This window comes from Prosthecobacter sp. SYSU 5D2 (genome assembly GCF_039655865.1).
GTDB lineage: Bacteria > Verrucomicrobiota > Verrucomicrobiia > Verrucomicrobiales > Verrucomicrobiaceae > Prosthecobacter.
The window spans coordinates 395016-417879 of record NZ_JBBYXL010000001.1; the positions used below are offsets into that span (position 1 = coordinate 395016).

General features: G+C 61.2%; 20 protein-coding genes. 7 read left to right on the plus strand and 13 right to left on the minus strand.

Going from position 1 to position 22864, the window contains the following annotated elements; genetic code table 11:
- Nucleotides 1-10: 10 nt before the first annotated feature.
- On the minus strand, nt 11-1609 hold the full coding sequence (locus WJU23_RS01745) for a sulfatase-like hydrolase/transferase (RefSeq protein ID WP_346330799.1): 1599 nt from the start codon (nt 1607-1609) through the stop codon (nt 11-13).
- Nucleotides 1610-1785: 176 nt separating this feature from the next.
- Nucleotides 1786-2976, minus strand: a complete 1191-nt coding sequence (locus WJU23_RS01750; protein ID WP_346330800.1) for a cysteine desulfurase family protein — start codon at nt 2974-2976, stop codon at nt 1786-1788.
- Between the two features lie 120 nt (nt 2977-3096).
- On the opposite strand from WJU23_RS01750, the gene WJU23_RS01755 reads away from it, so the two are divergent.
- Genes WJU23_RS01755 through WJU23_RS01765 form a run of 3 tightly spaced genes read left to right on the plus strand, consistent with a single transcriptional unit; the run spans nt 3097 to nt 6377 of the window.
- On the plus strand, nt 3097-4539 hold the full coding sequence (locus WJU23_RS01755) for an FAD-dependent oxidoreductase (RefSeq protein ID WP_346330801.1): 1443 nt from the start codon (nt 3097-3099) through the stop codon (nt 4537-4539).
- A gap of 46 nt (nt 4540-4585) precedes the next feature.
- Entirely contained in the window at nt 4586-6022 is a 1437-nt protein-coding gene (locus WJU23_RS01760; RefSeq protein ID WP_346330802.1) for an FAD-dependent oxidoreductase, read from the plus strand.
- A gap of 37 nt (nt 6023-6059) precedes the next feature.
- On the plus strand, nt 6060-6377 hold the full coding sequence (locus WJU23_RS01765) for a hydrolase (RefSeq protein WP_346330803.1): 318 nt from the start codon (nt 6060-6062) through the stop codon (nt 6375-6377).
- Nucleotides 6378-6678: 301 nt separating this feature from the next.
- Here WJU23_RS01765 and prfA read toward each other — a convergent pair whose 3' ends face one another.
- The 7 genes from prfA to WJU23_RS01800 all read right to left on the minus strand — a co-directional run bounded on the left by prfA (nt 6679) and on the right by WJU23_RS01800 (nt 13265).
- Complete coding sequence (gene prfA / locus WJU23_RS01770; RefSeq protein ID WP_346330804.1) at nt 6679-7755, minus strand: peptide chain release factor 1; 1077 nt, start codon at nt 7753-7755, stop codon at nt 6679-6681.
- A 111-nt stretch (nt 7756-7866) separates the two neighbouring features.
- Nucleotides 7867-8109 (minus strand): 50S ribosomal protein L31, encoded by a 243-nt coding sequence (gene rpmE / locus WJU23_RS01775; RefSeq protein WP_346330805.1) that lies wholly within the window; start codon nt 8107-8109, stop codon nt 7867-7869.
- 527 nt (nt 8110-8636) lie between these two features.
- Complete coding sequence (locus tag WJU23_RS01780; protein ID WP_346330806.1) at nt 8637-10127, minus strand: sulfatase; 1491 nt, start codon at nt 10125-10127, stop codon at nt 8637-8639.
- Nucleotides 10128-10340: 213 nt separating this feature from the next.
- Nucleotides 10341-10976, minus strand: coding sequence for an LON peptidase substrate-binding domain-containing protein (locus WJU23_RS01785; protein ID WP_346330807.1), 636 nt, complete (start codon nt 10974-10976; stop codon nt 10341-10343).
- Between the two features lie 132 nt (nt 10977-11108).
- A complete protein-coding gene (locus WJU23_RS01790; protein WP_346330808.1) occupies nt 11109-12197 on the minus strand; it encodes a PDZ domain-containing protein in 1089 nt (362 codons plus the stop codon).
- Nucleotides 12198-12217: 20 nt separating this feature from the next.
- On the minus strand, nt 12218-12685 hold the full coding sequence (locus WJU23_RS01795; RefSeq protein ID WP_346330809.1) for a hypothetical protein: 468 nt from the start codon (nt 12683-12685) through the stop codon (nt 12218-12220).
- 1 nt (nt 12686) lies between these two features.
- Nucleotides 12687-13265 carry a sigma-70 family RNA polymerase sigma factor gene (locus tag WJU23_RS01800; protein WP_346330810.1) on the minus strand — a complete coding sequence of 193 codons (579 nt, stop codon included), beginning with the start codon at nt 13263-13265 and terminating at the stop codon, nt 12687-12689.
- A 154-nt stretch (nt 13266-13419) separates the two neighbouring features.
- On the opposite strand from WJU23_RS01800, the gene WJU23_RS01805 reads away from it, so the two are divergent.
- The 4 genes from WJU23_RS01805 (at nt 13420) to WJU23_RS01820 (ending at nt 18289) form a co-directional block, all read left to right on the plus strand.
- A complete protein-coding gene (locus WJU23_RS01805) occupies nt 13420-14769 on the plus strand; it encodes a dicarboxylate/amino acid:cation symporter (protein ID WP_346330811.1) in 1350 nt (449 codons plus the stop codon).
- A 194-nt stretch (nt 14770-14963) separates the two neighbouring features.
- Complete coding sequence (locus tag WJU23_RS01810) at nt 14964-15644, plus strand: hypothetical protein (RefSeq protein ID WP_346330812.1); 681 nt, start codon at nt 14964-14966, stop codon at nt 15642-15644.
- A 131-nt stretch (nt 15645-15775) separates the two neighbouring features.
- Entirely contained in the window at nt 15776-16618 is an 843-nt protein-coding gene (locus WJU23_RS01815) for a prephenate dehydratase domain-containing protein (RefSeq protein WP_346330813.1), read from the plus strand.
- Nucleotides 16619-16705: 87 nt separating this feature from the next.
- The gene (locus tag WJU23_RS01820; protein ID WP_346330814.1) at nt 16706-18289 is read left to right on the plus strand and encodes a sulfatase; all 1584 of its coding nucleotides are present in this window, start codon (nt 16706-16708) and stop codon (nt 18287-18289) included.
- A 112-nt stretch (nt 18290-18401) separates the two neighbouring features.
- On the opposite strand, the gene WJU23_RS01825 is transcribed toward WJU23_RS01820, so the two are convergent.
- From WJU23_RS01825 to WJU23_RS01840, 4 genes are all read right to left on the minus strand, one after another.
- Entirely contained in the window at nt 18402-18929 is a 528-nt protein-coding gene (locus WJU23_RS01825) for a carboxymuconolactone decarboxylase family protein (protein WP_346330815.1), read from the minus strand.
- A 90-nt stretch (nt 18930-19019) separates the two neighbouring features.
- Nucleotides 19020-19547 (minus strand): peroxiredoxin, encoded by a 528-nt coding sequence (locus WJU23_RS01830; RefSeq protein ID WP_346330816.1) that lies wholly within the window; start codon nt 19545-19547, stop codon nt 19020-19022.
- Between the two features lie 428 nt (nt 19548-19975).
- Entirely contained in the window at nt 19976-22405 is a 2430-nt protein-coding gene (locus tag WJU23_RS01835; protein WP_346330817.1) for a bifunctional serine/threonine-protein kinase/formylglycine-generating enzyme family protein, read from the minus strand.
- A 67-nt stretch (nt 22406-22472) separates the two neighbouring features.
- Nucleotides 22473-22859 carry a DUF423 domain-containing protein gene (locus WJU23_RS01840; protein WP_346330818.1) on the minus strand — a complete coding sequence of 129 codons (387 nt, stop codon included), beginning with the start codon at nt 22857-22859 and terminating at the stop codon, nt 22473-22475.
- Between the last annotated feature and the right edge of the window lie 5 nt (nt 22860-22864).

Sequence of the window (22864 nt, forward strand, 5' to 3'; positions counted from 1 at the left end):
TCTCATCCAGTTACCGCTCGGTAAATTCTTTCACACTTACCTTGCCGTCACCGTCGTGGTCGAAGTTTTTGAAGCGGCCTGCGGCGTTGTCTTTTTTGGACAGGCCGTCAGTGTATTCGGCCAGAGTCAGGTTGCCGTCAGCATCTTTGTCCCAGCGTTTGAAAGCGACGTGCAGATCCTTGGGTGATGTCTTCCCTGCCTGGGGCGGTTTAGTGGTAGCTGGCGCGGCATTTCTTTTCGTGGGGACGTTTTCAGGCGGAGTGGGCACTGGCAGGGTCTTCTGCCAGGTGCGGATGGCACCCAGCATCCGGGCGGCGCGGTCAGGCTCCGTTTTGGCCAGGTTGGTCTTCTGGGCACGATCCTGGGCCAGGTCATAAAGCTCTACGCTGCTTTCATCGTAATTCATCACCAGCGTATGGTTGCCGTCGCGCATGGCCAGTTGCGGCCAGTCTGCCTCTTTGGAATTCGGCCCGCGCCATTCCCAGAAGAGCGGTGAGGGGCGCGTAAAGGTCTCTCCTTTCAGAGCGGCTGTGATGTCGGTGCCGTCCGGCTGCCAGCCAGCCGGTGGCTGGATTCCGGCTGCGGCCAATACAGTGGGCATGACGTCCACACCGGCGAGTACGCTCGTTTTATCTACCCGGTCCGCAGGCACCACGCCGGGCCAGCGGACGATGAAGGGCACATTCACGCCGCCCATGTACAGGCTGCGTTTCCGACCACGAAGACCGCCGGTCACGCCCTGGCTGTAGTAGAACTTTTGTCCTGGCTCCGCCATGGAGTTTTCGGGGCCGTTGTCGCTGGAGAAAAACACAATCGTGTTATCCGCGAGCCCCTTTTCATCCAGCAACGCCAGCACCCGGCCGAGCTGCTTGTCCGCCCGCGTGATGGCGGAGTAATAAGTGCGCTGCGGTTCCGCCGTATCCGGGTAGGCCTTCTTGTCCTCTTCCGTGGCAGAGACCAGATGGTGCGTTTCGTGGAGCCACAAGTTGATGAAAAACGGCTTCTCCCCTGCCTCGCGGATAAACCGCAGCGCATGTTCCGTAGCGGCAGTGGTCAGAAAAGAGGCCTTGTGCTTGTCGTGGGCCGCATTGCCGGCATCAGCCATGTCCGTTCCTTCGAAGACACTTTTCCCCGGACCCGTCCATACGGCAGCATCGTCATACCCATATTCCGCTGGCAGCGGCGGGGTCATTCCACGCCCGCCACCAGAGAGATGCCATTTGCCAAAATGAGCGGTTTTGTAACCCGCCTCCTTCATCAGCCGGGGCAGCAGGGTGGCCTTTGGATCCAGCCAGTCCGGCATGCCGCGTGCGACGTTTTCCTCATGGCCCGCAAAGTGTTGATGCACCCGATGCCGCGCCGGATACTGCCCGGTAACGATGGCCGTGCGGCTGGGCGAGCACACCGGATTGCACACCACAAACTGCTGAAAATCCGTCCCCTCCTTTGCCAACCGGTCCAGGTTCGGCGTCTTCAAATGCGGATGCCCATGACACGCCAGGTCTCCCCAACCCCAGTCATCCGCGTAGATGAACACAATGTTAGGCCGCTCCGCATGCAGGGCGGCGGTCAGGAGAAGAAGGACAGGGAGAAATAGCAGACGTTTCATGAGGAAGCAGGCGGGCCGGTCAAGGTCCTGACGAAACGTGCAGGACCGTCCGGCCCTTAAACGTCGGGCGTCCGCAGTTCATTCAAGGCCGGTCTGAATGTTGGAACGGCCTGATTTCTCAAAAATGGCCCCGTAACGACCGATCGAGAACATAAACCTTCAGCCGCTGGGCTTTTTCAATCCCAGAACTGAGACGGCATGACAGGGTTTGAAGAAGTTCCAGCCCGCCCTTTGCCTCCCTCATCCAGCTCCGCGCCCACCTCTGCAAATGCCCCTGCCAGATCCCGCCAGTCAGTCTCCGAAGTGTCCCAGCCGCCGCTGACGCGGACCACGCGTTTTAGCTCCTCCCAGCTGGCGCCGAGGGCCTGAACGACGACGGAGGAGCCTTCTTTGCCGGAACTGCAGGCAGAGCCGGTGGAGATGGCGAAGCCACGGCGGGTCAGGCGGGTGAGCCACTTCAGGTTGTCGTGCCGGGGCATGACCATAAGGACGGTGTTCCACAGGCGGGGAGCGCCCGCTGAAATGATGCGCAGGCCGGGGAAGGTCTGCTTCATTTGGGCGGCGAAAGCATCCCGGTAGCGGCTTTGTTTCAGAGACGTTTCGCCCAGGTTTTGGTTCGCCGCTTTCAGAGCTGCCAGCATGGCCGCAATGCCAGGATAATTTTCCGTGCCCGCGCGATGCCCGTGCTCCTGAGGTCCGCCGAGAAGCAGAGGAAAGCTTTCGGCGGCATCAGCAAGAACCAAAAACCCGGTACCCTTGGGTCCGCCAAATTTGTGAGCACTGCCGGTGATGTAGTTGCAGGTGCCCAGCGCTTCGGCCGGCAGTTTGCCCATCCACTGCGCGGCATCGGTATGGAAATGTACACCATTTTCCCGGCAGAGTTCCCGCAGTTCCGGCCAGGGCTGGAGGACGCCGCTTTCATTGTTGGCCGCCATCACGGAGACCAGTGCAGGCCCGTGCTGGAGGATCAAGGCTTTCAAGATGGCGGGCTGCACGATGCCCTGAGGATCCACAGGGATTTCCAACACCCGGCCCCGCCCCAGCCAGGCGCGCGCGGCCTCCCGCACACTGGGGTGCTCAATGGCAGAAATGGCCACCACTGCATCCGGCGGCAGGCACTTGGACAGGCCTGCAAACAGAGCGTTGTTGGATTCCGTGGCTCCAGAGGTAAAGACCACACGCTCAGGCTCCACGCCCAGCAGGTCGCCCAGAGCCTCGCGGGCGGCCTCCAGCGCCTGGCTGGTCAGGCCGGCTTCGCGGTAAAGGCTGGAGGCATTGTGCCAATGCCGGTCACTGGCCTGCAGCCAGGCCTCGCGGGCGGCAGGATGGAGAGGGGTGGTGGCGTTGTGGTCAAAGTAGGCAGGCACAGTAAAAAACACAGAATACGCAGATGAGCGAGGGAGTTCCAATTTCGAAATGGCTTAAAGGCGCATTTGGATGGTGAAAAACGGCATGTGGCTGCGTTACCTTCTTTCTGTATTCCAGTCATGCCTGCTTCCCCCCAAGCCTCCATTGAATTGAAGCGCCGCGCTTTTTTGCGTGCGGCCTTTAGCGGAGCCGTCATCACACCGGGTGTGATGGGGGCGGAGCAGGTGGAAAAGGTGATCGCCGGACAGGAAGGATCTTTTCATGAGGCGGCGCGTGACATCCCCTATGTGCAGGATGCGGACGTGATCGTCTGCGGTGCCGGACCGGCGGGGGTGAGCGCGGCCATCATGGCGGCACGGGCCGGGGCACAGGTGCGCTTGTTTGAATGGCGCGGCTGTCTGGGCGGCGTGTGGACGGCAGGCTTGCTGGGGTGGTTTGCGGATTTTGACAAACCGGGCTTCAATCAGGAGCTGATCCGCCACCTGGATGAGCGGAATGCGCGGCGGGGCCCCAATGTGCGGGCCTTTAGCTATGATCCGGAGGCGGTGAAGCTGCTGCTGGAGGAACTGTGTGTGGAGGCGGGCGTGAAGTTCCAATATCATACGCGAGTGGCGGCGGTGTATAAGGAGGGCCGTCGGCTGACGACGGTGGTGACGGATTCCAAATCCGGCCGCCAAGCCTGGCGGGCCCCGGTGTTCATTGATACCACGGGCGATGGTGATCTGGGCGCGCTGGCGGGTTGCGAATTTGAAATCGGCGAGGCGGCGGACTGCCCCTGCCAACCGATGTCCCTGAACGCGCTGCTGATGGTGAAGGATGTGGAGGCAATGCGCGATTTTGTCCGCCTGGGCGACCGGCTGCCGGGCGAGCCGACCGACAGTGAAAAGAAGGATCGCATACGCGCGGAGATCGAGCGCACTGGCCACTTCCCATCCTACAGCCGGCCGACTCTGTGGCAGGTGCGGGACAATCTGGTCTGCGCCATGTTTAACCATGAGTATGGCGTGAAGCCCTTCGATTCCGCTCAGGTGACGGAGGCCACAGTTCGCGCACGGCGGGAGATGAACCTCATGATCGCAGGACTGCGCAAGCTTGGCGGACCCTGGGAGGGCATCCAAATCGCCGCAACGGCGGAGCAAATCGGCGTACGCGATGGCCGCCGCATCCGGGGCCGTTATGTGATGACGCAGAAGGACTTGGTGGAAGGTGCACGCCAGCCGGATGCGGTCACCCGGGCGACCTTCCCGGTGGACATCCATGCCGCCAGCAAAGAAGCGAACAAAGAAAAAGGCTACCACAATGCCGGCATCCGCGCAAAGCCGTATGACATCCCGCTACGGGCGCTGATCGCCCGGGATGTGGACGGCCTCATGATGGCCGGGCGCTGCATCAGTGGTGATTTTATCGCGCATTCCAGCTACCGAGTGACCGGCAATGCCGTGGCCATGGGCGAGGCGGCGGGCGTGGTGGCAGCCATCGCCGCCCGGACCGGCAAGCTTCCACACGAGGTGGACTGGGGCGAGGGGCTGGCCAAATTGCAATCGCTTGGGTTGCGCCCCTGAATCATCGCCTAACCAAATAGACTTTCATTTTATGCCAAACGAATCCATGCCAGCATCTCCTGATCTTAAACGCCGCTCCTTTCTCCGCGCCGCCTTTACCGGTGCCGTCATTACCCCCGGCATCATGTCTGCCGCCGAAGTAGAAAAAGTGATCGCGGAGAGTAACGACACTTTTAATGAGCCAGGACGGGACCTGCCACTGGTGGAGGATGCGGATGTCATCGTCTGCGGTGCCGGGCCTGCGGGCATCGCTGCGGCCATCACGGCGGCACGGGCGGGGGCACGGGTGCGCCTGTTTGAATGGCGCGGCTGCCTGGGTGGCATCTGGACGGCGGGCCTGCTGGGCTACTTCCTGGACTTTGAAAAACCGGGCCTCGCCAAGGAGCTGCGGGACAAGCTGGATGAGCGCGATGCGCGGGCCAATTCCACCAGCGCACGACGTTTTTGCTATGACCCTGAAGCGCTGAAAATGCTGCTGGAGGAAATGTGCGTGGAGGCCGGGGTGAAGTTCCAGCTTCACACGCGGGTAGCCGCTGCCTACCGCGAGGGGCGCAAGCTGACCACAGTCGTCACCGAGTCCAAATCTGGCCGCCAGGCCTGGAGCGCACCCGTGTTCATTGACACCACCGGCGATGGCGACCTGGGCGCCCATGCCGGGTGCGAATTTGAGATCGGCGAAGCAGCAGACTGCCCCTGCCAGCCGATGTCCCTGAATGCGTTGCTAATGGTGAAGGATGTCGAAGCGCTGCGGGAATTCGTCCGTTTTGGCAAACCCAATGAGGGTGAAAACACCGACAGCGAGAAGAAAAAACGCATCAAAGAGGCCATCGTCAGCACCGGTCATTTTCCCTCCTATGCGGGTTCTACCCTATGGCATGTGCGGGGAAATCTGGTCTTTGCGATGCTGAACCATGAGTATGGCATCAAGCCCTGGGACGCCGCAGAAATCACCGCCGCAACGGTGCGTGCGCGCGCGGAGATGAACAAGATGGTCAGCGGCCTGCGCAGCCTTGGCGGCCCCTGGGAAGGCATCCAGATTGTCGCCACAGCAGAGCAGATTGGCGTCCGCGATGGCCGCCGCATCCGTGGCCGTTTCACGGTCACGCAGGCGGACCTTGAAAAGGGGGCGCGTTATGACGACGGCGTCACCCGCGCCACTTTTGGTGTGGATGTGCATGCGACGACGGCGGATCATAACCAAAACAAGGCCCCCATCCATGCCACCAACATCAAAGTGAAGCCTTATGATATCCCGCTGCGGGCGCTGATCGCCAAGGACGTGGACGGACTGATGATGGCGGGGCGCTGCATCAGCGGTGACTTTATCTCCCACTCCAGCTACCGCGTGACCGGCAACGCCGTGTCCATGGGCGAAGCCGCCGGCGTCATTGCCGCCCTCGCGGCGAAGTCCAAGCGCCCGCCGCATGAAGTGGCCTGGAGCGAGGGTGAAGCCAAGCTGGCTGAGATCGGCCAGCGGGTGTAACCAAATGTTTGTTGGAAAACATGCGGCATTCTAGACAATGATTGTTTACATTGATGTCGATGACACCTTGGTTCGCACTGTAGGAACGACCCGCATTCCGATGACGGCAGTGATCGACCATGTAAGACAACTCAAAGCAGATGGTGCCGAACTTTACCTTTGGAGTGCGGGTGGGGCAGAGTATTGCAGACAGACTGCTGCAGAGCTTGGCCTCACCGACTGTTTTATCGCCTATCTCCCCAAACCTCGGATCATGATTGACGATCAGGAGGTTAGAGAGTGGGTTTTCTGCAGCACCTATCATCCGAACTCATGTACTGGTCGTTCCCTTGCCGATTATCTGGCCATACCTTGAGTCTGGAGTTTGGGGCGGCACTCAACGATCTGAAACGCGAGTTCGCGTATTAGGCCGCCAGGTTAAAGGCTAAGACCTCACACCATGCTTTGCAGGCCCACGACACGAATGACCTGGTCACTGGCAGCGGGGATGCGGGAAAGTTCGGTGTCCGAAGCGCTGCCGCATGAAGTGGCCTGGAGCGAGGGTGAAGCCAAGCTGGCTGAGATCGGCCAGCGGGTGTAAATGCGTGATCGTTGAACCGGCTGCCCTTGGTTCCCGGCCCATCAAGACGGGACAACAGGGCAGCCTCCACAACACGTTACTTCAGTCCTGCCTCGGCCAGACGCTCCTGGAGATCGCTGGCCAGCAGGGCGTCCAGGATGGGATCCACCCGGCCTTCCATGAACATGTCCAGGTTGTACACCGTCATTTCGATGCGGTGGTCCGTCACCCGGTTTTGGGGATAGTTATACGTGCGGATTTTTTCTTCACGGCCACCACTGCCAATGAGGTTGCGGCGGTGAGCGGAGTATTTGGCGGCTTCTTCCTGCTGCTTTCTTTCCAGCAGGCGCGAGCGCAGGATGGTGAGGGCTTTTTCTTTGTTTTTGATCTGGCTGCGGCCGTCCTGGCAGCGGACGATGGTGCCGGTGGGGATGTGCATGACCTGCACGGCGGAGTCCGTCGTATTCACTCCCTGTCCACCCGCCCCGGAGGAGCGGCAGACCTCGATGCGGACTTCATCGGTCTTCAGTTCAAAGTCCACTTCCTCCGCCTCAGGCAGCACGGCGACGGTGGCAGCGGAGGTGTGGATGCGGCCCTGGGCTTCCGTGGCGGGCACACGCTGCACGCGATGCACCCCGCTCTCATACTTCATGACGCGGAAGACATCCTCCCCGGCCACTTTCATGACGATTTCCTTAAAGCCGCCCACATCGGACGGGCTGGACTCCAGCGTCTCCACCTTCCAGCCGCGGGTTTCGGCAAAGCGGCTGTACATGCGCACCAGGTCGGCGGCGAAAAGGGAGGCCTCATCCCCCCCGGTGCCGGCGCGGATTTCCACCAGGGCATCGCGTCCTTCCAGCGGATCCGGCGGCAGGATGGAAAACTGCACCTGCTCCTCCAACTTCTCCACGCGTTTTTCGATGAGCGGGATTTCCGCTGCGGCCATGGCGGCAAATTCTTCATCGCCAGCTTTCAGCATTTCCTGGCTTTCGGCCAGTTCGGTGAGCTGTTTTTGGTATTCGTCCCAGCTTTGCAGCAGGTTCCCCAGGGTACGGTGCTCACGGGTGAGCTCCCCGGATTTTTTGGGATCGTCAAAAAACCCCGGCTGTCCCATCAATTCTTCGAGGAGCTCAAAGCGGGTGCGTTTGGTGGCGATGATTGGGGCGTAGTCCATGAAGGGAGAAAGGCGGGAGGCAGGGCGTCAGCGGGCGGGCCGGAGGAAACAAAAAACGGTGCCGAGCTCGAAGGCACGGGCACCGTTTTCTGGTAAAAAGGAGTCTGGAGGCTAAGCGGAAACGTCGCTGAGCTTCGGAGCGGCACGGCGGACGCGGGTGCTGCCGTAACGCTGGGCGAACTTGTCCACACGGCCAGCGGTGTCAATGAAGCGCTGCTCACCGGTGAAGTAGGGGTGGCAACCTGCACAAATACCGATCTTCAGGTTCTGCACCGTGGAGATGGTCTGGTAAACTGCGCCGCAGGTGCAGGTGATGGTGGTTTCGTAAACCGTTGGGTGGCCTTCTTCTTTCATTTGGGGTAGGGGTCAGAGATCCACGTGGAGCCGACGAGGGACAGGAAGCGTCACTTTCGCCGGAGCGTGAGGGCAGAGAAAATGCCACAGCCCGGGGCGGGGTCAACAGGGTTTTTCGGGGCTTTAAGGAGTGAATCAGGGCTTACGCCACAGGCTTTGGGCCGCTCTAGAAACTGGCTGACACTACGCTATGCTGGCCCTTGCCAGATAGGTTCTCAGTTTCTTTGAGCACCCCAACTGCAGGCGGAAGGCTGATTCTTGAGAGTGCTCGGGTCTTTGTATTCATTGGGAATTCGTTAAGGTTTTGATCAGCGTGGCATTGGAGGGAAGGCTGGGCTTGGCGATGCTATCTTCTCTTTTGTTACTAGTCGTGGAGGTTTGCCAGCTTTCGCGGCGGTGCGAGTGACGGCGACTTCACGCGCCCGACTGCGCCTTGAGTGTGGTGGCAGGTTCGGCTCCGATGGTTGCAGCCACAGCGGCGAAGGCGGCTGCGGCGAGCTGAGAAAAGAAGGTGGTGTGTGGTGGATTCATTGGTTTTTCTTTTTCTGCATCTTCTTTGCCGCTCCGCCGCCACCTGCTTTCCTCTCCGGGGCGGGGCCATCGAAGAAGCGCGCACCGCTGCCGGTGTGGTCGTAGTCGCCAAGGTCCATGCGCGCCTCATGGGCGAGCTGGCGCAAGCGGGCGAGAACCTCGGGATGTCCGGCGGCGACATTGGTGGTCTCGCCGATGTCGTTGTCGAGATCATAGAGCGAGAGCTCTTCCACCGCATTGCCCGCAAAGCGCCCGCTGAAGCCCACCCAGGGCGGATGCTCAGGGCGCTTCCTGACGAATTTCCATTTCCCGCTGCGCACGGCCTGGAGATGCGTGTGGCAGTAATAAAAGAAAGCATCGTGAGGTGAGGCTGCCTTCACTGGCCCCTGCAACAAGGCTCTGAGATCACGACCATCGATGATTCGGTCATCAGGGACCTTGCCGCCAGCCAGCGCGGCGAAGGTTGGCATCAAATCGATGGTGGAAGTGATCGCGTCGCTCTCCGTGCCAGCGGGGATTTTTCCCGGCCACCAGGCAATGCAGGGCACACGCAGACCGCCCTCCCAGGTCAGCATCTTGTAGCCGCGCAGGGGATCGGCGCTGCCAGAATGATCGCGAGGGATGAAGCGCTTTCCGTTCGGCTTCATCCCATGCGTCGTCTCGATCCAAGGGCCGTTGTCGGAGGTGAAGACCACCAGCGTGTTCTCCGCGAGACCGAGCTCGCGTAACATCTTCACGATCTCGCCGCAGCTCCAGTCGATCTCTTCCACCGCATCGCCATAGGGACCACCCGCGCTCTTGCCTTTGAAGCGCTCCGAAGCGCCTACTGGGATGTGCGGCATGTTGTGCGCGAGGTAGAGGAAGAAGGGCTTCTCCCGATGACGCCGGATGAAGTCGAGCGATTCGCGCGTGTAGTCCTGCGTTATTTGGTCCCACGATTCAACCGCCGGTACCACGACTTCCTCATTGCGCAGGATGGTACTGCGGAACTTCGCGTCGGCGACCTTCACGGTGTAGCCGTTGTAGAGCGGGGTACCATAGAACTCATCAAAGCCTTGCGCGTTTGGCATCGTGGCGGGATCAAACCCGGTGGGCGATGTCTTCGAGTGCGCGCCGAGATGCCATTTTCCGATGCAGGCGGTGGCATAGCCCGCATCGCGCAGCACCTCCGCCATCGTGATCTCCTTGGCATGCAGGACCGTGTGCGCGTTCTTTTTGTTGTCCGGCTCGCCCACGCGCACCGGGTAGCAGCCGGTCATCAGCGCCGCCCGCGATGGGCCGCAGACGGCCTGGGCATAGAAGCTGGTGAATCTCAGACCGTCACGGGCCAGTGCGTCGAGATGCGGCGTCTTGATTTTTCCCGAGCCGTAGCATCCCAGATCGCCGTAGCCGAGGTCATCGGCGAAGATTAGGACGATGTTGGGGCGCGTCGGCTCGGCAGCGCATGATGACCCGAGCATCAGCAGTGTCAGAAGTAACTTGGTCATGATGCGAATGAAAACGCGCTGAAGTCCTGTGTCCTGCGTGCAGGAAGGCTCCTTCGCATGACTGAAATCCACATTGGACTTTTTTACGGGATTCGGATCCCAGGGTTAAGGCGATCTGGAGCAGCTTTCGGAAGATCTACTGGACCTGGCTTCTGAGGAGAATTTGCAGAAGAGGATTGAGGCCCGCACACGGCATGGAGCGAGGCTGCGCGTTTAACTCTCCGCCTGCAGCTTTTCCAGCTCCGCAATTAGAATATCATACCTTTTTTCTAATACGGGCTCGACGAGAAGGCTCTGCTGCGCGGGTGCGCGGCGGATGAAATGGTAGGCGAGGATGTCGCAGACGAGGTCCGGACATTCGATCTTCAGCAGGGCAGTTCGCAAATTGCGCATCGCCTCTCCGGCGCAGGAATTGGCATCGGGCAGCAAATCCAGGGCGCGGTCCTTCAGCTCATTGATGTAGCCGGTCTCCGTCTCGATGACCGTGGGCATAGGCTCGATATTGGCCATGACAAAGGGCTTCTCCTGTTTATAATCATTGAAGCGGATGCGGCGTATGCCCTGCAGCATCACGTGAGAGGTACCGTCATCCTGCTTTTTGCAGGCCCGGATCAGTCCGGCGGTGCTGACTGGTAAAATCTCATAGCGGTCATCCGCATTGCGCACGCGGGTGCCGATGCAGAACATGCGGTCGGTCCTGAGTGCCTCCGCCAGCATGAGGCGGTAACGCTCTTCAAAAATAAACAGGGGCAGCAGGCAGCCGGGGAAAAGATAACAGTCCCCCAGCACCATGACCGGCATGGTATCCGGGAGGGGAAAGGAACAATGGCTCTGGCTGGTTTCGTCCATAAGGCGGCGCTGATGCGGGAGAGTTACGCACCAGAGCGCCGCTTGGGGCAAACTGTCTTCCATAGAAATTCAGAGCCGGGGAAAAAGCCTGCTATGGGGGGCTTTGGGGGGAGAGGCCACAGGCGGCCGCCCTCAAATGGCCCCTTCGCCTTTCGTGGATGGCTTTTCTGCGTCCGGAACGAGAGGCATTTCACCATCCCGGATGGCTTCCAGCTGGCGCAGCTTTTCCTGCATCAGGGGCGGAAGGGAGCGGCGGTCTTCCTCGCTGTTGACCTCCCACTTTTGCTCACCTGCATCCTTGGGCTTGGCTGTGAAAACGGTACGGCCATCCTCCTGGCGCAGGCTGTAAACGCCACTGTCATCGCTGCGGGTGACGTTGGCGTTTTCGCGGTTCTGCCGTGAGGGTCTTTCGGGTTCACGGCCCCGCGCATTGTCACGGAAGCTGAAGCCATCACGGCGGTCAGGACCATTTCTGGAGGGCGGCATGGGCCGGGAGTCGAAGCCATTGTCGCGGCTCCAGTCGCGGGCCAGTTCACGCATCCGTTCCTCATATTCCTGCATCTGCCTTTGGTATTTTTCCAAAGAATCCCGCCATTCTCTCATGATGTCCGGGGAGCCGCGCTGGCTGCCAAAGAAAGGTGGAAAAGGCCCCGAGTCCCGGCGCATATCTCCTTCCATGGCTGGCATCATCCGCTCGTCAATTTTCACGGTCACTTGCTTTTCCTTGCCGTTGGAAAGCAGCGTCATGGGGACCTGGTCATCCTTTTTTTTGCTGCGTACCAGCGTCTGGAGCTGCTCCATGTTCACCAGCTTCTGGTCTTCAAAACGGATCAGCACATCATTGGCCTGAATGCCCGCCGCGCTGGCCGGAGTATCCGGCATGACCTCCTGCACCAGCAGGCCAAAACCTTCCGGCAGGCCGAAGTGCGACCGCAGATCTCTCGGCAAGGCGGAGGTCATCACGCCGATGTAGGCGGTGGGGCTTTCGGCACCTGGGCGCGGGCTGCGCGTCCGGTCCCTCGGCGGCGGAGACAGGCGGCGCGATGGCGGCGTCAGGTCGGTGTTACGACGGTTATCGGGAGCCGCTTTCTCCCGAGCGGGTTCGTTTTCCTGGCTGGCAGGCGGCGGGGCCGCCTCCGGACGTTCCTGGGCATGGACCGGGCTGTTGAGCAGCGCGAGCAGTCCCGCCATGGCGATCAAAGCCGCATGGATAGGTTTCATGGTCGTTCAAGTTTGGGGGGTTATTGAAAAGAGACGGGCAGTACCACGCTCTCCTCGCGCGGCCGCTCCAGGATGATTTGCGCCCCGTCACGCGGATCGGTCCAGGCGTGGCGCTCCACAGACAACAGCCGCACGCGCTGCTCAGGCAGGCGGGAGCTGGCGTTGTAGTGAATGCCTTCATTTTCCGCGCTCACGACCTCACGGATCGTCGTCACAGGCATCACCGCAGGAGCAGGGACCGCGGCGAAGGAAGGAGCTGTGTCCGCCTCGCCGGGGCCTGACAACAGACTCATGGTCAGCAGAGCAGCCGCCGCGCCTGCCGCCGCCCAGGAGACGGAGCCTAACCAACGATGCTTCACATCCGGCAGCGGCGTGTGCATCCACTGGCGGTCAGTCACCAGCTCCTTGGCCACTCTTTGGCTGAGGGCGGCGGACGGGCCGCGCGGAGGCAGACCGGAGAGCAGGGTTTCAAGTTCGTGGTCGTTCATGTCAGGCCTCCTTGGCAGGGTAAAAAGGTACAACATTGGTCACTGGCGAGGGGTCAGGATGCATCACCAGATCCTCCCGGCGGGGTGCCAGGCGTTTTTGCAAAGCTTGCAGCGCATAACGGTAGCGCCCGGAAACGGTGTTGATGGATTCCCCCATCGTCGCGGCGATCTCGGCAAAGGTCAGCCCGCCCCACAGTTTTAAAGTCACCACCTCTCGCTGTTCTTCGGGCAAGGTTTGCAATGCCTCCTGCACGATGAGCGCCGTCTCCTTCTGCTCCGGGGTGGTATCAAAAACCGGCGCATCTCCCATGGGCAGCGCCACCTCTGACACCGCCTCCCGGCGCGAGCGCCGCGTGTCACTGCGCCGCTGATCCAGGGCGATGGTCCGCACCGCCGCATACAGCAGCGGGATATGCTCCTCATTGCCCTCGGGGAAACGCTTCCACCAGCGCACAAACGCCATCTGCACCACATCCTCCGCATCCGCCCGGCTGGGGCAGAGCTGGCAGGCATAGAGCAGCAGCTTCGGCGCGACATGGTCGAAGCAGTGTTTCCAGGCTTGGGTGGCAGTGGCTTCCATGATAACAATGACCGTTTCCAAGGGCTTAACGTCACCCTTCCCAGTCTTTGTGTGCCAGATGGCCCAAAGAGTTAGAAAAGACTGCAGGAAAGACGGTCTCCCAGATGATTTTTTCTTCCCCGCAGGCGCAGAAGTGGCTACATGCAGGCTACCCATGCCTCACTCCGAGCCTTCCTCCCCGCCTGCGTCCTCCGGACATGGCAACCACAAGCACATCGTTTTTGCCCTGATTCTGGGCGTCCTCGCCGGGTTGGTACTGCAGTATTTTGCGCATCCGGCAGAAGGCGCCGCCCCCGCTTGGACCGGGGTCTTTCTGGAGTCCTGCCGTTTCTTTGCCGACCTGTTTCTGCGGGCGCTTAAAATGATCATCGTGCCCCTCGTCGTCGCCAGCATCATCAGCGGCATCGCAGGTCTGAAGTCTCTGGAGGGCTTTGCCCGCATGGGTTTAAAGACCTGGGGCTACTATGCTCTTAGCAGCTTGCTGGCGGTCTGCGTAGGCCTGATGATGGTAAACTTGGTCCAGCCTGGCCTCCTCAATGGCGAGCCCAATCCCACCCTCCGGGCAGCCATGGATTCCGCCCTTAAAAGTGACACGGCCGATGTCATCGGCGATGTGATGGAGCGGGCCGACGGCGGTGCCAGCTCCCTGCTCAACATCGTCCGCCGCATGGTTCCCACCAACATCATCCAGGCTGCGGCCGAGGGGGACCTCCTGGCCCTCATCTTTTTCAGCATTCTTTTTGCCGTGGCGATGGTCCTGGTGCCGGGTGGCCCCCCGCGGGCGCTGCAGGATCTCTTCAACCAGCTCGCTGACGTCATGACCGTCATCACCACCTGGATCATGAAATTCACCCCCATTGCCATTTTCTGCCTGGTGATCCCCGCCATCGCGGAGGTGGGCATCGGAGTCATTCAGAATCTGGTGCCTTATGTGCTGACCGTCTTCGCCGCCCTTGCCTTTACCACTGTCGTGATCATGCCCCTCATCCTGAAATTCTTTGCGGGCGTCTCCCCCATCCGCCATTTCCGCAACATGCGCGAGTCCATGCTCATGGCCTTCTCCACCGCCTCCTCATCCGCCACCATTCCCGTCACCCTCCGCTGTGTGCGTGAAAATTCCAAGGTGTCTGAGCGGGTCAGCAGCTTTGTCATTCCGCTTGGTGCGACGGTCAACATGAACGGCACCGCCCTCTATGAATGCGTGGTCGTTGTCTTTGCCGCCCAGGTGCTCGGCGTGGACATGAGCATTTCCCAGCAGCTCATCGTCGTACTGCTGGCCCTGGTATCCAGCATCGGCGTGGCCGGCATCCCCGCCGCCAGCCTGGTGGCCATCATCATCATTATGCAGAACGCCGGCTTCAGCGAGGACATGATCAAGGCCTCCCTGGGTCTTGTGCTCACGATTGACCGCCCGCTCGACATGCTGCGCACCACCGTCAATGTTTTCAGCGACACCGTCGGCGCCGTCCTCATCGCCAAGTCCGAAGGCGAGGCCGTCCAGTGATTTCCGGTCCGGCTTCCCGGACTCAACTTCAGGAGCAACCAGTCGCAGATCCGCGTTCCAGGCGTGGACCTGCCGCCATTCGTTTTTTGTGAAATCACGTCGAACAAAAATCCTCATGCCCGCATCCAACACGGCAGACATTTATGGCACGACCAATGCTTTAAGGTCTTCCGAATCCTAAACTCCAAAATACTATGATGAGGTTCCCTCGCCCCGGTTGCTGGTATCGTTTTACGTCTGCCGACTGGCAGTTCATCAGGGATGCACTGGCCCTGACCCAGCGGGAAAAGGAGAGCCTCGTCTCCCTCCTGGATGACCCGGACGCCGTCCGCATGATCCTGGACCACCCCAAGCTCTTTGAAGCGCTTTTGGTTAGCCGCCAGGCGGCCTTCCTCTCACCGGAGCTCTTTTTTTACGTCACCGTCCGCCACACCTTGAAGCGTGTCGGCGTGGATGACATCGCCATCGCGGATTACATCGCCGTAGTCTGTGCCGACTTTGGACTGCCCGCCACTGCCGAGCAGAACCTGCCCGAGCGAAAGCTGGAAAGCCTCTACAGCATAGACTACATCACCGCCCTGGAAAACGCCGGCAGCCACGAGCGCTTCTTCATCCATGTGCAGTGTGCGAACCAGTTCCTGGTGCTCACCAGCCTCTACCCCGACTTCCTCCGCCGCCGCGCCCAGCGCCGTGGCGCACCGGATCTCGAGTTTTATGAGCAGGTCGTCGTCAGCCACCTCGAAGCCGCCGGCAAACATGCGCTGGCTGAAGAGTTCGCCCTTGATGACACCCTCTCCCACGTCGCCCAGGCCTACCCTCCTGCCCGCCGCGCCATGAACCACACCGTCCGCGAATACCTCAGCCTCGGCGCTTAAAGCATTCCGCCCACTGCCCCTCACCGGACTCCTTCGTCATTCGGCATTCGTCATTCGGCATTCGTCATTCTGCATTCCCCCCGTTGCTCCCTTGACCTCCCCGCCCCTGCGGTAGAGCATGGGTCGCACGGATGACCAACACATCTCACCCCCAGACCCTCGCCTGCCTCGGCCCGGAAGGCAGCTTCTCGCACCTGCTGACCCAGATGCGTTTTCCTGATGTCCCCGTGCAGCTCATGGCGGGCATTGGCGAGGTCTTTGACTTCATCCGCACCCATCCGGAAGCCCTCGGCATCGTCCCCATCGAAAACTCCTCCGGTGGTTTCATCGTGGATACCGTGGACCGGCTGGTGGATGAGCGCTGCGGATTGCACATTCTCGAAGAGCTGACCCTCGACGTGAAACTCGCCCTCCTCGGTCGCCATTGCTCAGACATCAAGACCATCCACTCTCATGCCATGCCCTTCTTCCATTGTGATGAATGGCTGAAAAGCAACTACCCGGATGCGAAGCGCATCGTCGAAGCCAGCACTGCCAAAGCCGCCGAAAAAGCCTCCAGCCAGGAAGGTGCCGCCGCTATCGGCCCCCGTCAAAACGCCCAGCGCCACAGCCTGGACATCCTGCATTTCCCCATCGCCGGAGAGGTCCCCAACATCACCCAGTTCTTCCTCCTCGGTCATCAGGAAAACGCCGCCAGCACGGCCAACAACCGCACCGCCCTCGTTGTCGAGCTGCCCGACCGCGCAGGCAGTCTCTGCCGCTTCCTCACCCCACTCAGCGACAGCGCCATCAACATGAAGCGCCTGGAATCCCGCCCCATCCGCGGCCAGCCTAACAAATACCGCTTCTACATCGAGATCGAAGGCTCCCCCGCCGACCCTCACGTCCAGGCCGCCCTGGACCAGACCCGCACCGACGGTGCCACTCTCCGCAGTGTCGGCTCCTACCCCGCCGGTCTGCGTTTCGAGTCTTAACCTGATTGCTTGGACCAAGGCGTTGGGGCGTCCCGCCCCGACATCATCCTGAAATATCCCCGCCTCCCGCGCGTTACCACCGCATACATGATCCGCCGCCTCCTCTTCCTCGCCGCCCTTCTTGTGGCTGTATCCACCGCCCCAGCGGCCCAGCCGAACATCCTCTTCATTTTTTCGGACGACCACGCCCAGCACGCCATCAGCGCCTACGGCTCCAAGGTCAACCAGACCCCGCACATTGACCGTCTGGCCAAAGGCGGCACCCGTTTCACCCAGTCCTTCGTCACTAATTCCATCTGCACCCCCAGCCGCGCCACCCTGCTCACCGGGCAGTATTCCCACCTCAATGGCGTGCCCGTTTTCAATAAATTCGACGGCTCGCGCGACCACGTCGCCAAGCACCTGCAAAAGGGCGGCTACCACACCGGCATGGTCGGCAAGTGGCACCTCGGGTCCGATCCCACCGGCTTTGACCGCTGGATCGTCCTGCCAGGCCAGGGCAATTATTGGAATCCCACCTTCCTCGTCAACGGCAAAAAGCTCAGCATCGAAGGCCACTGCACCGACATCACCACCGACCTCGGCATCGAGTGGATCAAGACCCGCCCGCAGGACAAGCCTTTCTTCCTCATGCTCCATCAAAAGGCCCCCCACCGCGCCTGGGAGCCCGCCGAGCGCCACAAGGCGATGTTCAAGGACAAGGTCATCCCCGAACCCGAAACCCTCTGGGACGATTACGCCACCCGACCCACCGCCCTGCCTATCAATGAGCAGACCGTCGCCCGGGACCTCACCCGCCGCGATTTAAAGCTTACCCCGCCCGCCGATCTCAAAGGCCCGGCTTTGCAAAAGTGGATGCAGGTGAAGCCCATGGAACTGGAGGTGGAAGGCAAACTCCTCACCGGCAAGGAACTCGTGAAATGGAAATACCAGCGCTACATGCGCGACTACCTCGCCTGCGTCCAGGGCGTGGATGACGGCGTCGGCAAGGTGCTGGATTACCTGGATGAAACCGGCCTGGCCGAAAACACCATTGTCATCTATTCCGCCGACAACGGCTGGTATCTTGGCGACCTCGGCCTCTACGACAAACGCTTCATGTATGAGCCCGGCCTCAATGTCCCCCTCCTCGCCAAAGGCCCCGGCATCAAAGCCGGCAACGTCCCGTCCCTGATGGTCTCCAACCTCGATCTCGCCCCCACCTTCCTGGACCTCGCCGGCCTCCCCGTCCCCGCCTTCATGCAGGGCCGCTCCCTCGCCCCCCTTCTCCGTGGCGAAATGCCGAAAGACTGGCCCAGCAGCTTCTACTACCGCTATTATCACGACCCCGGCCACCACAACACCGTCGCCCACCTGGGCGTCCGCACCGCCACCCACAAGCTCATCCATTACTGGAAACAGGACGCCTACGAGCTCTTCGACCTCACCGCCGACCCCACTGAGCAGCGCAACCTCCTCCACTCCCAAAGCGATGCCGACAAACCTGAAATCGCCGCCAAATTCATCGAGCTGAAGAACGAACTCACCCGCTTGAAAAAACAGTACCAAGACGACGAACAGTTCGCAGACTCCGCCACCTGGCCCAAAACCAGCGCCGATGGCCCCTTCAACGACTATCAGCTCATCGGCACCAAATCCGTCCCCGAAGCCATTCAGGCGACAGTGCAGTAGGTGATGTGGGCACTCATGCCTGCAATTCTTTGAGGTGTTGGAATGCGCACGGGCCTTCGTTGCAGGCACGTTGCGTAGCCGCGAAGCGAATGCCCGCATCGCTTGGAAGTCCCTACACCCCAATCCCCAGCCCCACCGCCGTACCCTGCATCACCGCTGCGATCCGTACGGAATCATGGATCGCCGCCTCGCTCACCCCATGCTGGGTCAGAGTCGCCTCATGGGCCTGGAGGCACATGCCGCACCCGGCCAGGGCTGCGCAGGCCATGGACATCAGTTCAAAGGTCGCCTTGTCCGTCTTCGGCTGGCCCATCCGCAGCATGCGCAGGCGGGCCGGCATCGTCGTATAGCTTTCCTTTTCCACCAGATGGCGGAACCGGTAATACACCGTGTTCATGCCCATGATAGAGGCCGCCGCCTTGGCATCATCAATGACTGCCTCGCCCAGCCCGGCTGCCTGCCCATCCGCCAGCACCGCATCTCGCAGCGCCGTATGGTTCATAAAGTAGGCAGACGTGAGCGCAATGCCCCATGCCTGGTCAGAGGTCAGATTTTCCGGCCGCAGCACTGCCTGCAGATTCAGCCGCAGATCTTTGGCCGCCTCAGGCAACAGATCACGAAGAGCATCAATTTGGGACATAAGAATAGAGGGAGATAGAAAGGGAAAAGGAAAAAAGCGGGGCCGGATTTTCCAGCCCCGCAAAAGTTTGCTTAAAAAAGCAGCGTGAAATCAGACCTTCAGGGTCTTCTCGCCCTTCTTCCAGTTGCACGGGCACAGTTCATCGGACTGCACCGCATCCAGGACCCGCAGAGCCTCTTCCACGCTGCGCCCCACGGACAGGTTGTTCACGTTCACCCACTGGATGACGCCGTTCGGGTCCACCAGGAAGCTGGCGCGCAGGCACACATGCTCCACCGGATCCAGGATGCCCAGGTCACCCGCCAGCTTCTGCGCCGCGATGAGCGGATACTTCAGCGCCGAGAGGTCCTCACGCGACTGCTTCCACGCCAGGTGGGAGAATTCATTGTCCGTGGACCCGCCGATGAGCTGTGTATCCCGGTCCGCAAAATCCCGCACCCGCTTGCCAAACTCCACCAGCTCCGTCGGGCACACAAAAGTAAAGTCCTTCGGATAAAACAGGAAAAACTTCCACTTCCCCGGGTAGGACTCGTGGGTGATTTCGATGATGTCGTCATTGGTGACGCCATTGCAGGCCTTGGAACGAAATTCAGGGAACGGATGACCGATGGTAAGCATGGGGAGTTTTAAATAGCTGAGTGGGGGGTGGTAACAACAAACATCCAGGCCCTGGCCGCCGCATCCTGGAGAAAAGCATCCCCAAAAATTTCGCCGTCAAAGCCCAGACCGCGCCTTTCCTAGCCGCTTTCCGGCCAACTTCAAACTCTTTGCATCACTGGATTTTGTCTTTAAACCGGATGCCGCGATTAATCACGGGAGATTTGGTAAAGCCGGTTTTCAATCTGCCATTGCCGTTTTTTACAGATCTGGACTCTAATCAAACAGCCTCCTACATCACCCCGGGCCGGGCCGAGCGGGCGTGATCAAACTTGACAGGCCGTGTGTCAAAAACTTCGCCAAACTGAAGCCTGAAAAATCTTCACCTTCGGCCTTTCTCTGACGCTATCTTGTCTCTCAAGCCTAAGGCTTCCCTTGCCGGATACGGGTCACTCATCATCCCGGGCATTCAGCCCCGAAGGCGACAGAAGCAGCCGGAAACCGAGGTCAGCCTCTCGGGCGGTGAGGGGGACCTGGCGGCGGTGGGAGGCTTCGAGCTGTTTGCGCTCCCAGGTGGTGTAGGCGGCACCGCGGGCCACGCCGTGGGAGCTGCCGGTGGCGTCCCAGTCATCGGCGATCCATTCCCAGACGTTGCCGGAGAGGTCGTGGAGCTTGCGGCTGTCGGGACGCAGGCTGCCGACGGGGGCGAGGCCGGGGAATCCGTCATCGTAACCGGGAACGGATTTTTTGCCGGCGTCGGGGACGGATTTGTCCAGGAGGTTGGCGACCTTGGAATCCGGTGAGTCGCTGAAGCCCCAGGGGTAGATTCGCTCGATGCGGTTGCTGCGGTCGGCGGGGGTGGTACCGAGCTCACGGGGAAGGTAGGCGGCCATGCTCCACTCGTCATCGGTGGGCAGGCGGTATTCCTGGTCAGGCTCAAGGAGGCCTTTGGCGCGCTCGCGGTCGGTCAGCCATCGGCAGAATTGCTCGGCTTCGGCGCGGGTGATGTGGGTGACGGGGAGGCTGGGCTCTGCATCCAGGATGCGGCCTTCCGCAAGCGGGAGGTTGGCGCTGCGGGCGAACTCGGCAAAGTCCTGGCGGCGGGTCTCGATGGTGGCGAGCATGGCGCGGCCCATGGGGACCATCTGGATGCCGAGACTGTTTTCCCAGGGCTTGCCAAAGACGACGGAGCCGCTGGCACGGAGGCGGAGGTTAAAGCTCATGGCCTGGCGCTCCTTGAGGTTGCCACGGGCAAACTCGCTCTTGTAACCGGGAAGGCGGATCTCGTATTCGAATTTTTCGGCGCGGACTTTGTTAAGCTGCAGGGGCGTGCGGCCGACGCGCAACTCGCCATCATAGACCTCGGCTCCGCGCGGGCTGCTGTCCAGGCTGAGGCGGCCGTAGGGGACGCGGACGATCTCCGGGCGGATGGCCTGCCAGTCGGGCCGGGGGGTGCTGCCTTTCTGCTTGGGCAGGACGGCGGGCCGCCAGGAGTATTCGTGGTCAATGTCCAGGCGGCCGCTCTGGCGGTCGCGGCTGGTCATCCAGGCGGCGAAGGCATCGGCATCGGCGGCCGGGATCATGGCGCAGTTGAGAACCTTTTTATCCGGCTTGGTGAACTGGCCGACGCTGAATTCAGCGGCGCGGCCGGTGGCATCCAGGAAGGCGCTGAAGAGGGAGACCTCCACAGGGAGATCGGCAATGTGGCGGTCCTTGCTGAAGGTGAACCACTGGCCGTAGATGTTCTGCCAGGGGCGGCCTTTCTGCGGCGGCTGGGGCAGGGGCGGGGCGGCCTTCACCGGCAGCGGCAGCTCGTAAGCCCACTCCTGCTGATACTTGGCGGCGGTGAGGCCAGCGGCGGTGAGGGCGGAGCCAATGAGGGTGAAGATGGCGGCGCGGGAAAAACGGCGCAGGAAACGCTCCGGGCGCTTTTCACCAACACGCTGGAGGGCCTCGGCAAATTCACCGGCGGTCTGGAAGCGCTCTTTCAGGTCCGGGGCGCAGGCTTTGCAGATGACGCGGTTCAGGTCCAGCCAGAAGGGCCATTCATCATCGCCCAGGTTAACAGGCACCTCGGGGAATTCCATGCGGTCTTTGCCGCTGCTCATTTCATAGAGCACCTTGCCCAGGCTGTAAATGTCCGCCTGGGCGGTGCCGGGGCCTTCCGGGGGGACGAAGCCCTCGGTGCCCACAAAGGTGCGCTCACCAAAACCGGCGACGAGGCCGATGTCCGCGAGTTTGCAGACGCCGCCGCAGAAGATGATGTTGGAGGGCTTGATGTCGCGGTGGGTGAGGCCGCGGTTATGCATGTAATAGAGGGCGTCAGCCAGGTAAACCCCGGCATCCCGGCAGAAGATGAGGTCCAGGCGGCCATGGCGCTTCATGTCCGTGCCCAGGGTGCGGGGCACGTAGGTGTGCACACTTTCAAAGTTAGGCCCTTCCTCCGCATCATCCGCCAGCTCCATGACGCAATAATAAAAACCCCGGTCTTCATTCCAGCCCACATGCAGGATGTGGACCATGCAGGGATGGCCACGGGAGATGGGCTCAAACTGCTGGATGCCCAGGAACTCGCGGTGGAAGGTGCGGGTCAGCTCGAAGTCCTCCCGCCACACAATCTTCACGGCGCGGTAGGCCCCGGTGACGCTCTGCGCCAGCCAGACCTCCCCATAGGCCCCGGAGCCGATGCGCTTGATGAGCGTGTAGTCCGGGATCAGGATGTCATCGCGGTGCGAGGGCGGGCCGTCTTTGTCCCGTGGGCCACGGGGGCCACGCGGGGGGGCGGGAAGCTGGATGCCGGCCTGGGAGTCCGCTGGGGACGCCTTCCTGCCACCGGGGGGGCCCGGTGGGGGAAAGGGGTCGGCGGCTGGGCGGGACATCTCTTCGTTAATCCAAACAATACGTGCCAACGGTTCAGGACTCAATCACAGGCTTGCATGGGCCGGTTTAAAATGCCGGGCGCTGCCAGCGGGAAAAAAGCAGGCAGGCCCAGCCTGCCATCATGGTGACCCCGCCAAAAGGCGTGACGTAAACCAGGCCGTGGATGTGGGTGAGGGCATGAATGTACAGGGAGCCGCTGAAAAGCAGCACCCCGGCGAAGACGCAGCGCCAGGCCCAGGTGGCGCCCCGGCCGCCCGCGCTCCCCACGAGTGCCAGGAGGACCAGCAGCACCGTGTGCGGCAGGTGGTAGCTGAGGGCGGTCTTCCAGTTATCCAGGGAGCCGGAGGCCACCAGCGCATCATGCACCTTTCCATGCGCACCCAGGGAGCCGAGGATGATGGCGGCCAGGCCCAAAAGGGCGGCCAGACGGAGGCGGAGCGGATGGGGCTGCATGGGCA

What these genes read in the sequence shown, in the direction of transcription:
- WJU23_RS01780 (WP_346330806.1), bottom strand. Translation starts at nt 10,127, where the DNA reads ATGACCAAGTTACTTCTGACACTGCTGATGCTCGGGTCATCATGCGCT.
- WJU23_RS01810 (WP_346330812.1), top strand. Translation starts at nt 14,964, where the DNA reads ATGATGAGGTTCCCTCGCCCCGGTTGCTGGTATCGTTTTACGTCTGCC.
- WJU23_RS01745 (WP_346330799.1), bottom strand. Translation starts at nt 1,609, where the DNA reads ATGAAACGTCTGCTATTTCTCCCTGTCCTTCTTCTCCTGACCGCCGCC.
- WJU23_RS01795 (WP_346330809.1), bottom strand. Translation starts at nt 12,685, where the DNA reads ATGAACGACCACGAACTTGAAACCCTGCTCTCCGGTCTGCCTCCGCGC.
- WJU23_RS01830 (WP_346330816.1), bottom strand. Translation starts at nt 19,547, where the DNA reads ATGCTTACCATCGGTCATCCGTTCCCTGAATTTCGTTCCAAGGCCTGC.
- WJU23_RS01800 (WP_346330810.1), bottom strand. Translation starts at nt 13,265, where the DNA reads ATGGAAGCCACTGCCACCCAAGCCTGGAAACACTGCTTCGACCATGTC.
- rpmE (WP_346330805.1), bottom strand. Translation starts at nt 8,109, where the DNA reads ATGAAAGAAGAAGGCCACCCAACGGTTTACGAAACCACCATCACCTGC.
- WJU23_RS01820 (WP_346330814.1), top strand. Translation starts at nt 16,706, where the DNA reads ATGATCCGCCGCCTCCTCTTCCTCGCCGCCCTTCTTGTGGCTGTATCC.
- WJU23_RS01755 (WP_346330801.1), top strand. Translation starts at nt 3,097, where the DNA reads ATGCCTGCTTCCCCCCAAGCCTCCATTGAATTGAAGCGCCGCGCTTTT.
- WJU23_RS01840 (WP_346330818.1), bottom strand. Translation starts at nt 22,859, where the DNA reads ATGCAGCCCCATCCGCTCCGCCTCCGTCTGGCCGCCCTTTTGGGCCTG.
- WJU23_RS01785 (WP_346330807.1), bottom strand. Translation starts at nt 10,976, where the DNA reads ATGGACGAAACCAGCCAGAGCCATTGTTCCTTTCCCCTCCCGGATACC.
- WJU23_RS01760 (WP_346330802.1), top strand. Translation starts at nt 4,586, where the DNA reads ATGCCAGCATCTCCTGATCTTAAACGCCGCTCCTTTCTCCGCGCCGCC.
- WJU23_RS01765 (WP_346330803.1), top strand. Translation starts at nt 6,060, where the DNA reads ATGATTGTTTACATTGATGTCGATGACACCTTGGTTCGCACTGTAGGA.
- WJU23_RS01815 (WP_346330813.1), top strand. Translation starts at nt 15,776, where the DNA reads ATGACCAACACATCTCACCCCCAGACCCTCGCCTGCCTCGGCCCGGAA.
- WJU23_RS01835 (WP_346330817.1), bottom strand. Translation starts at nt 22,405, where the DNA reads ATGTCCCGCCCAGCCGCCGACCCCTTTCCCCCACCGGGCCCCCCCGGT.
- WJU23_RS01825 (WP_346330815.1), bottom strand. Translation starts at nt 18,929, where the DNA reads ATGTCCCAAATTGATGCTCTTCGTGATCTGTTGCCTGAGGCGGCCAAA.
- WJU23_RS01790 (WP_346330808.1), bottom strand. Translation starts at nt 12,197, where the DNA reads ATGAAACCTATCCATGCGGCTTTGATCGCCATGGCGGGACTGCTCGCG.
- WJU23_RS01805 (WP_346330811.1), top strand. Translation starts at nt 13,420, where the DNA reads ATGCCTCACTCCGAGCCTTCCTCCCCGCCTGCGTCCTCCGGACATGGC.
- prfA (WP_346330804.1), bottom strand. Translation starts at nt 7,755, where the DNA reads ATGGACTACGCCCCAATCATCGCCACCAAACGCACCCGCTTTGAGCTC.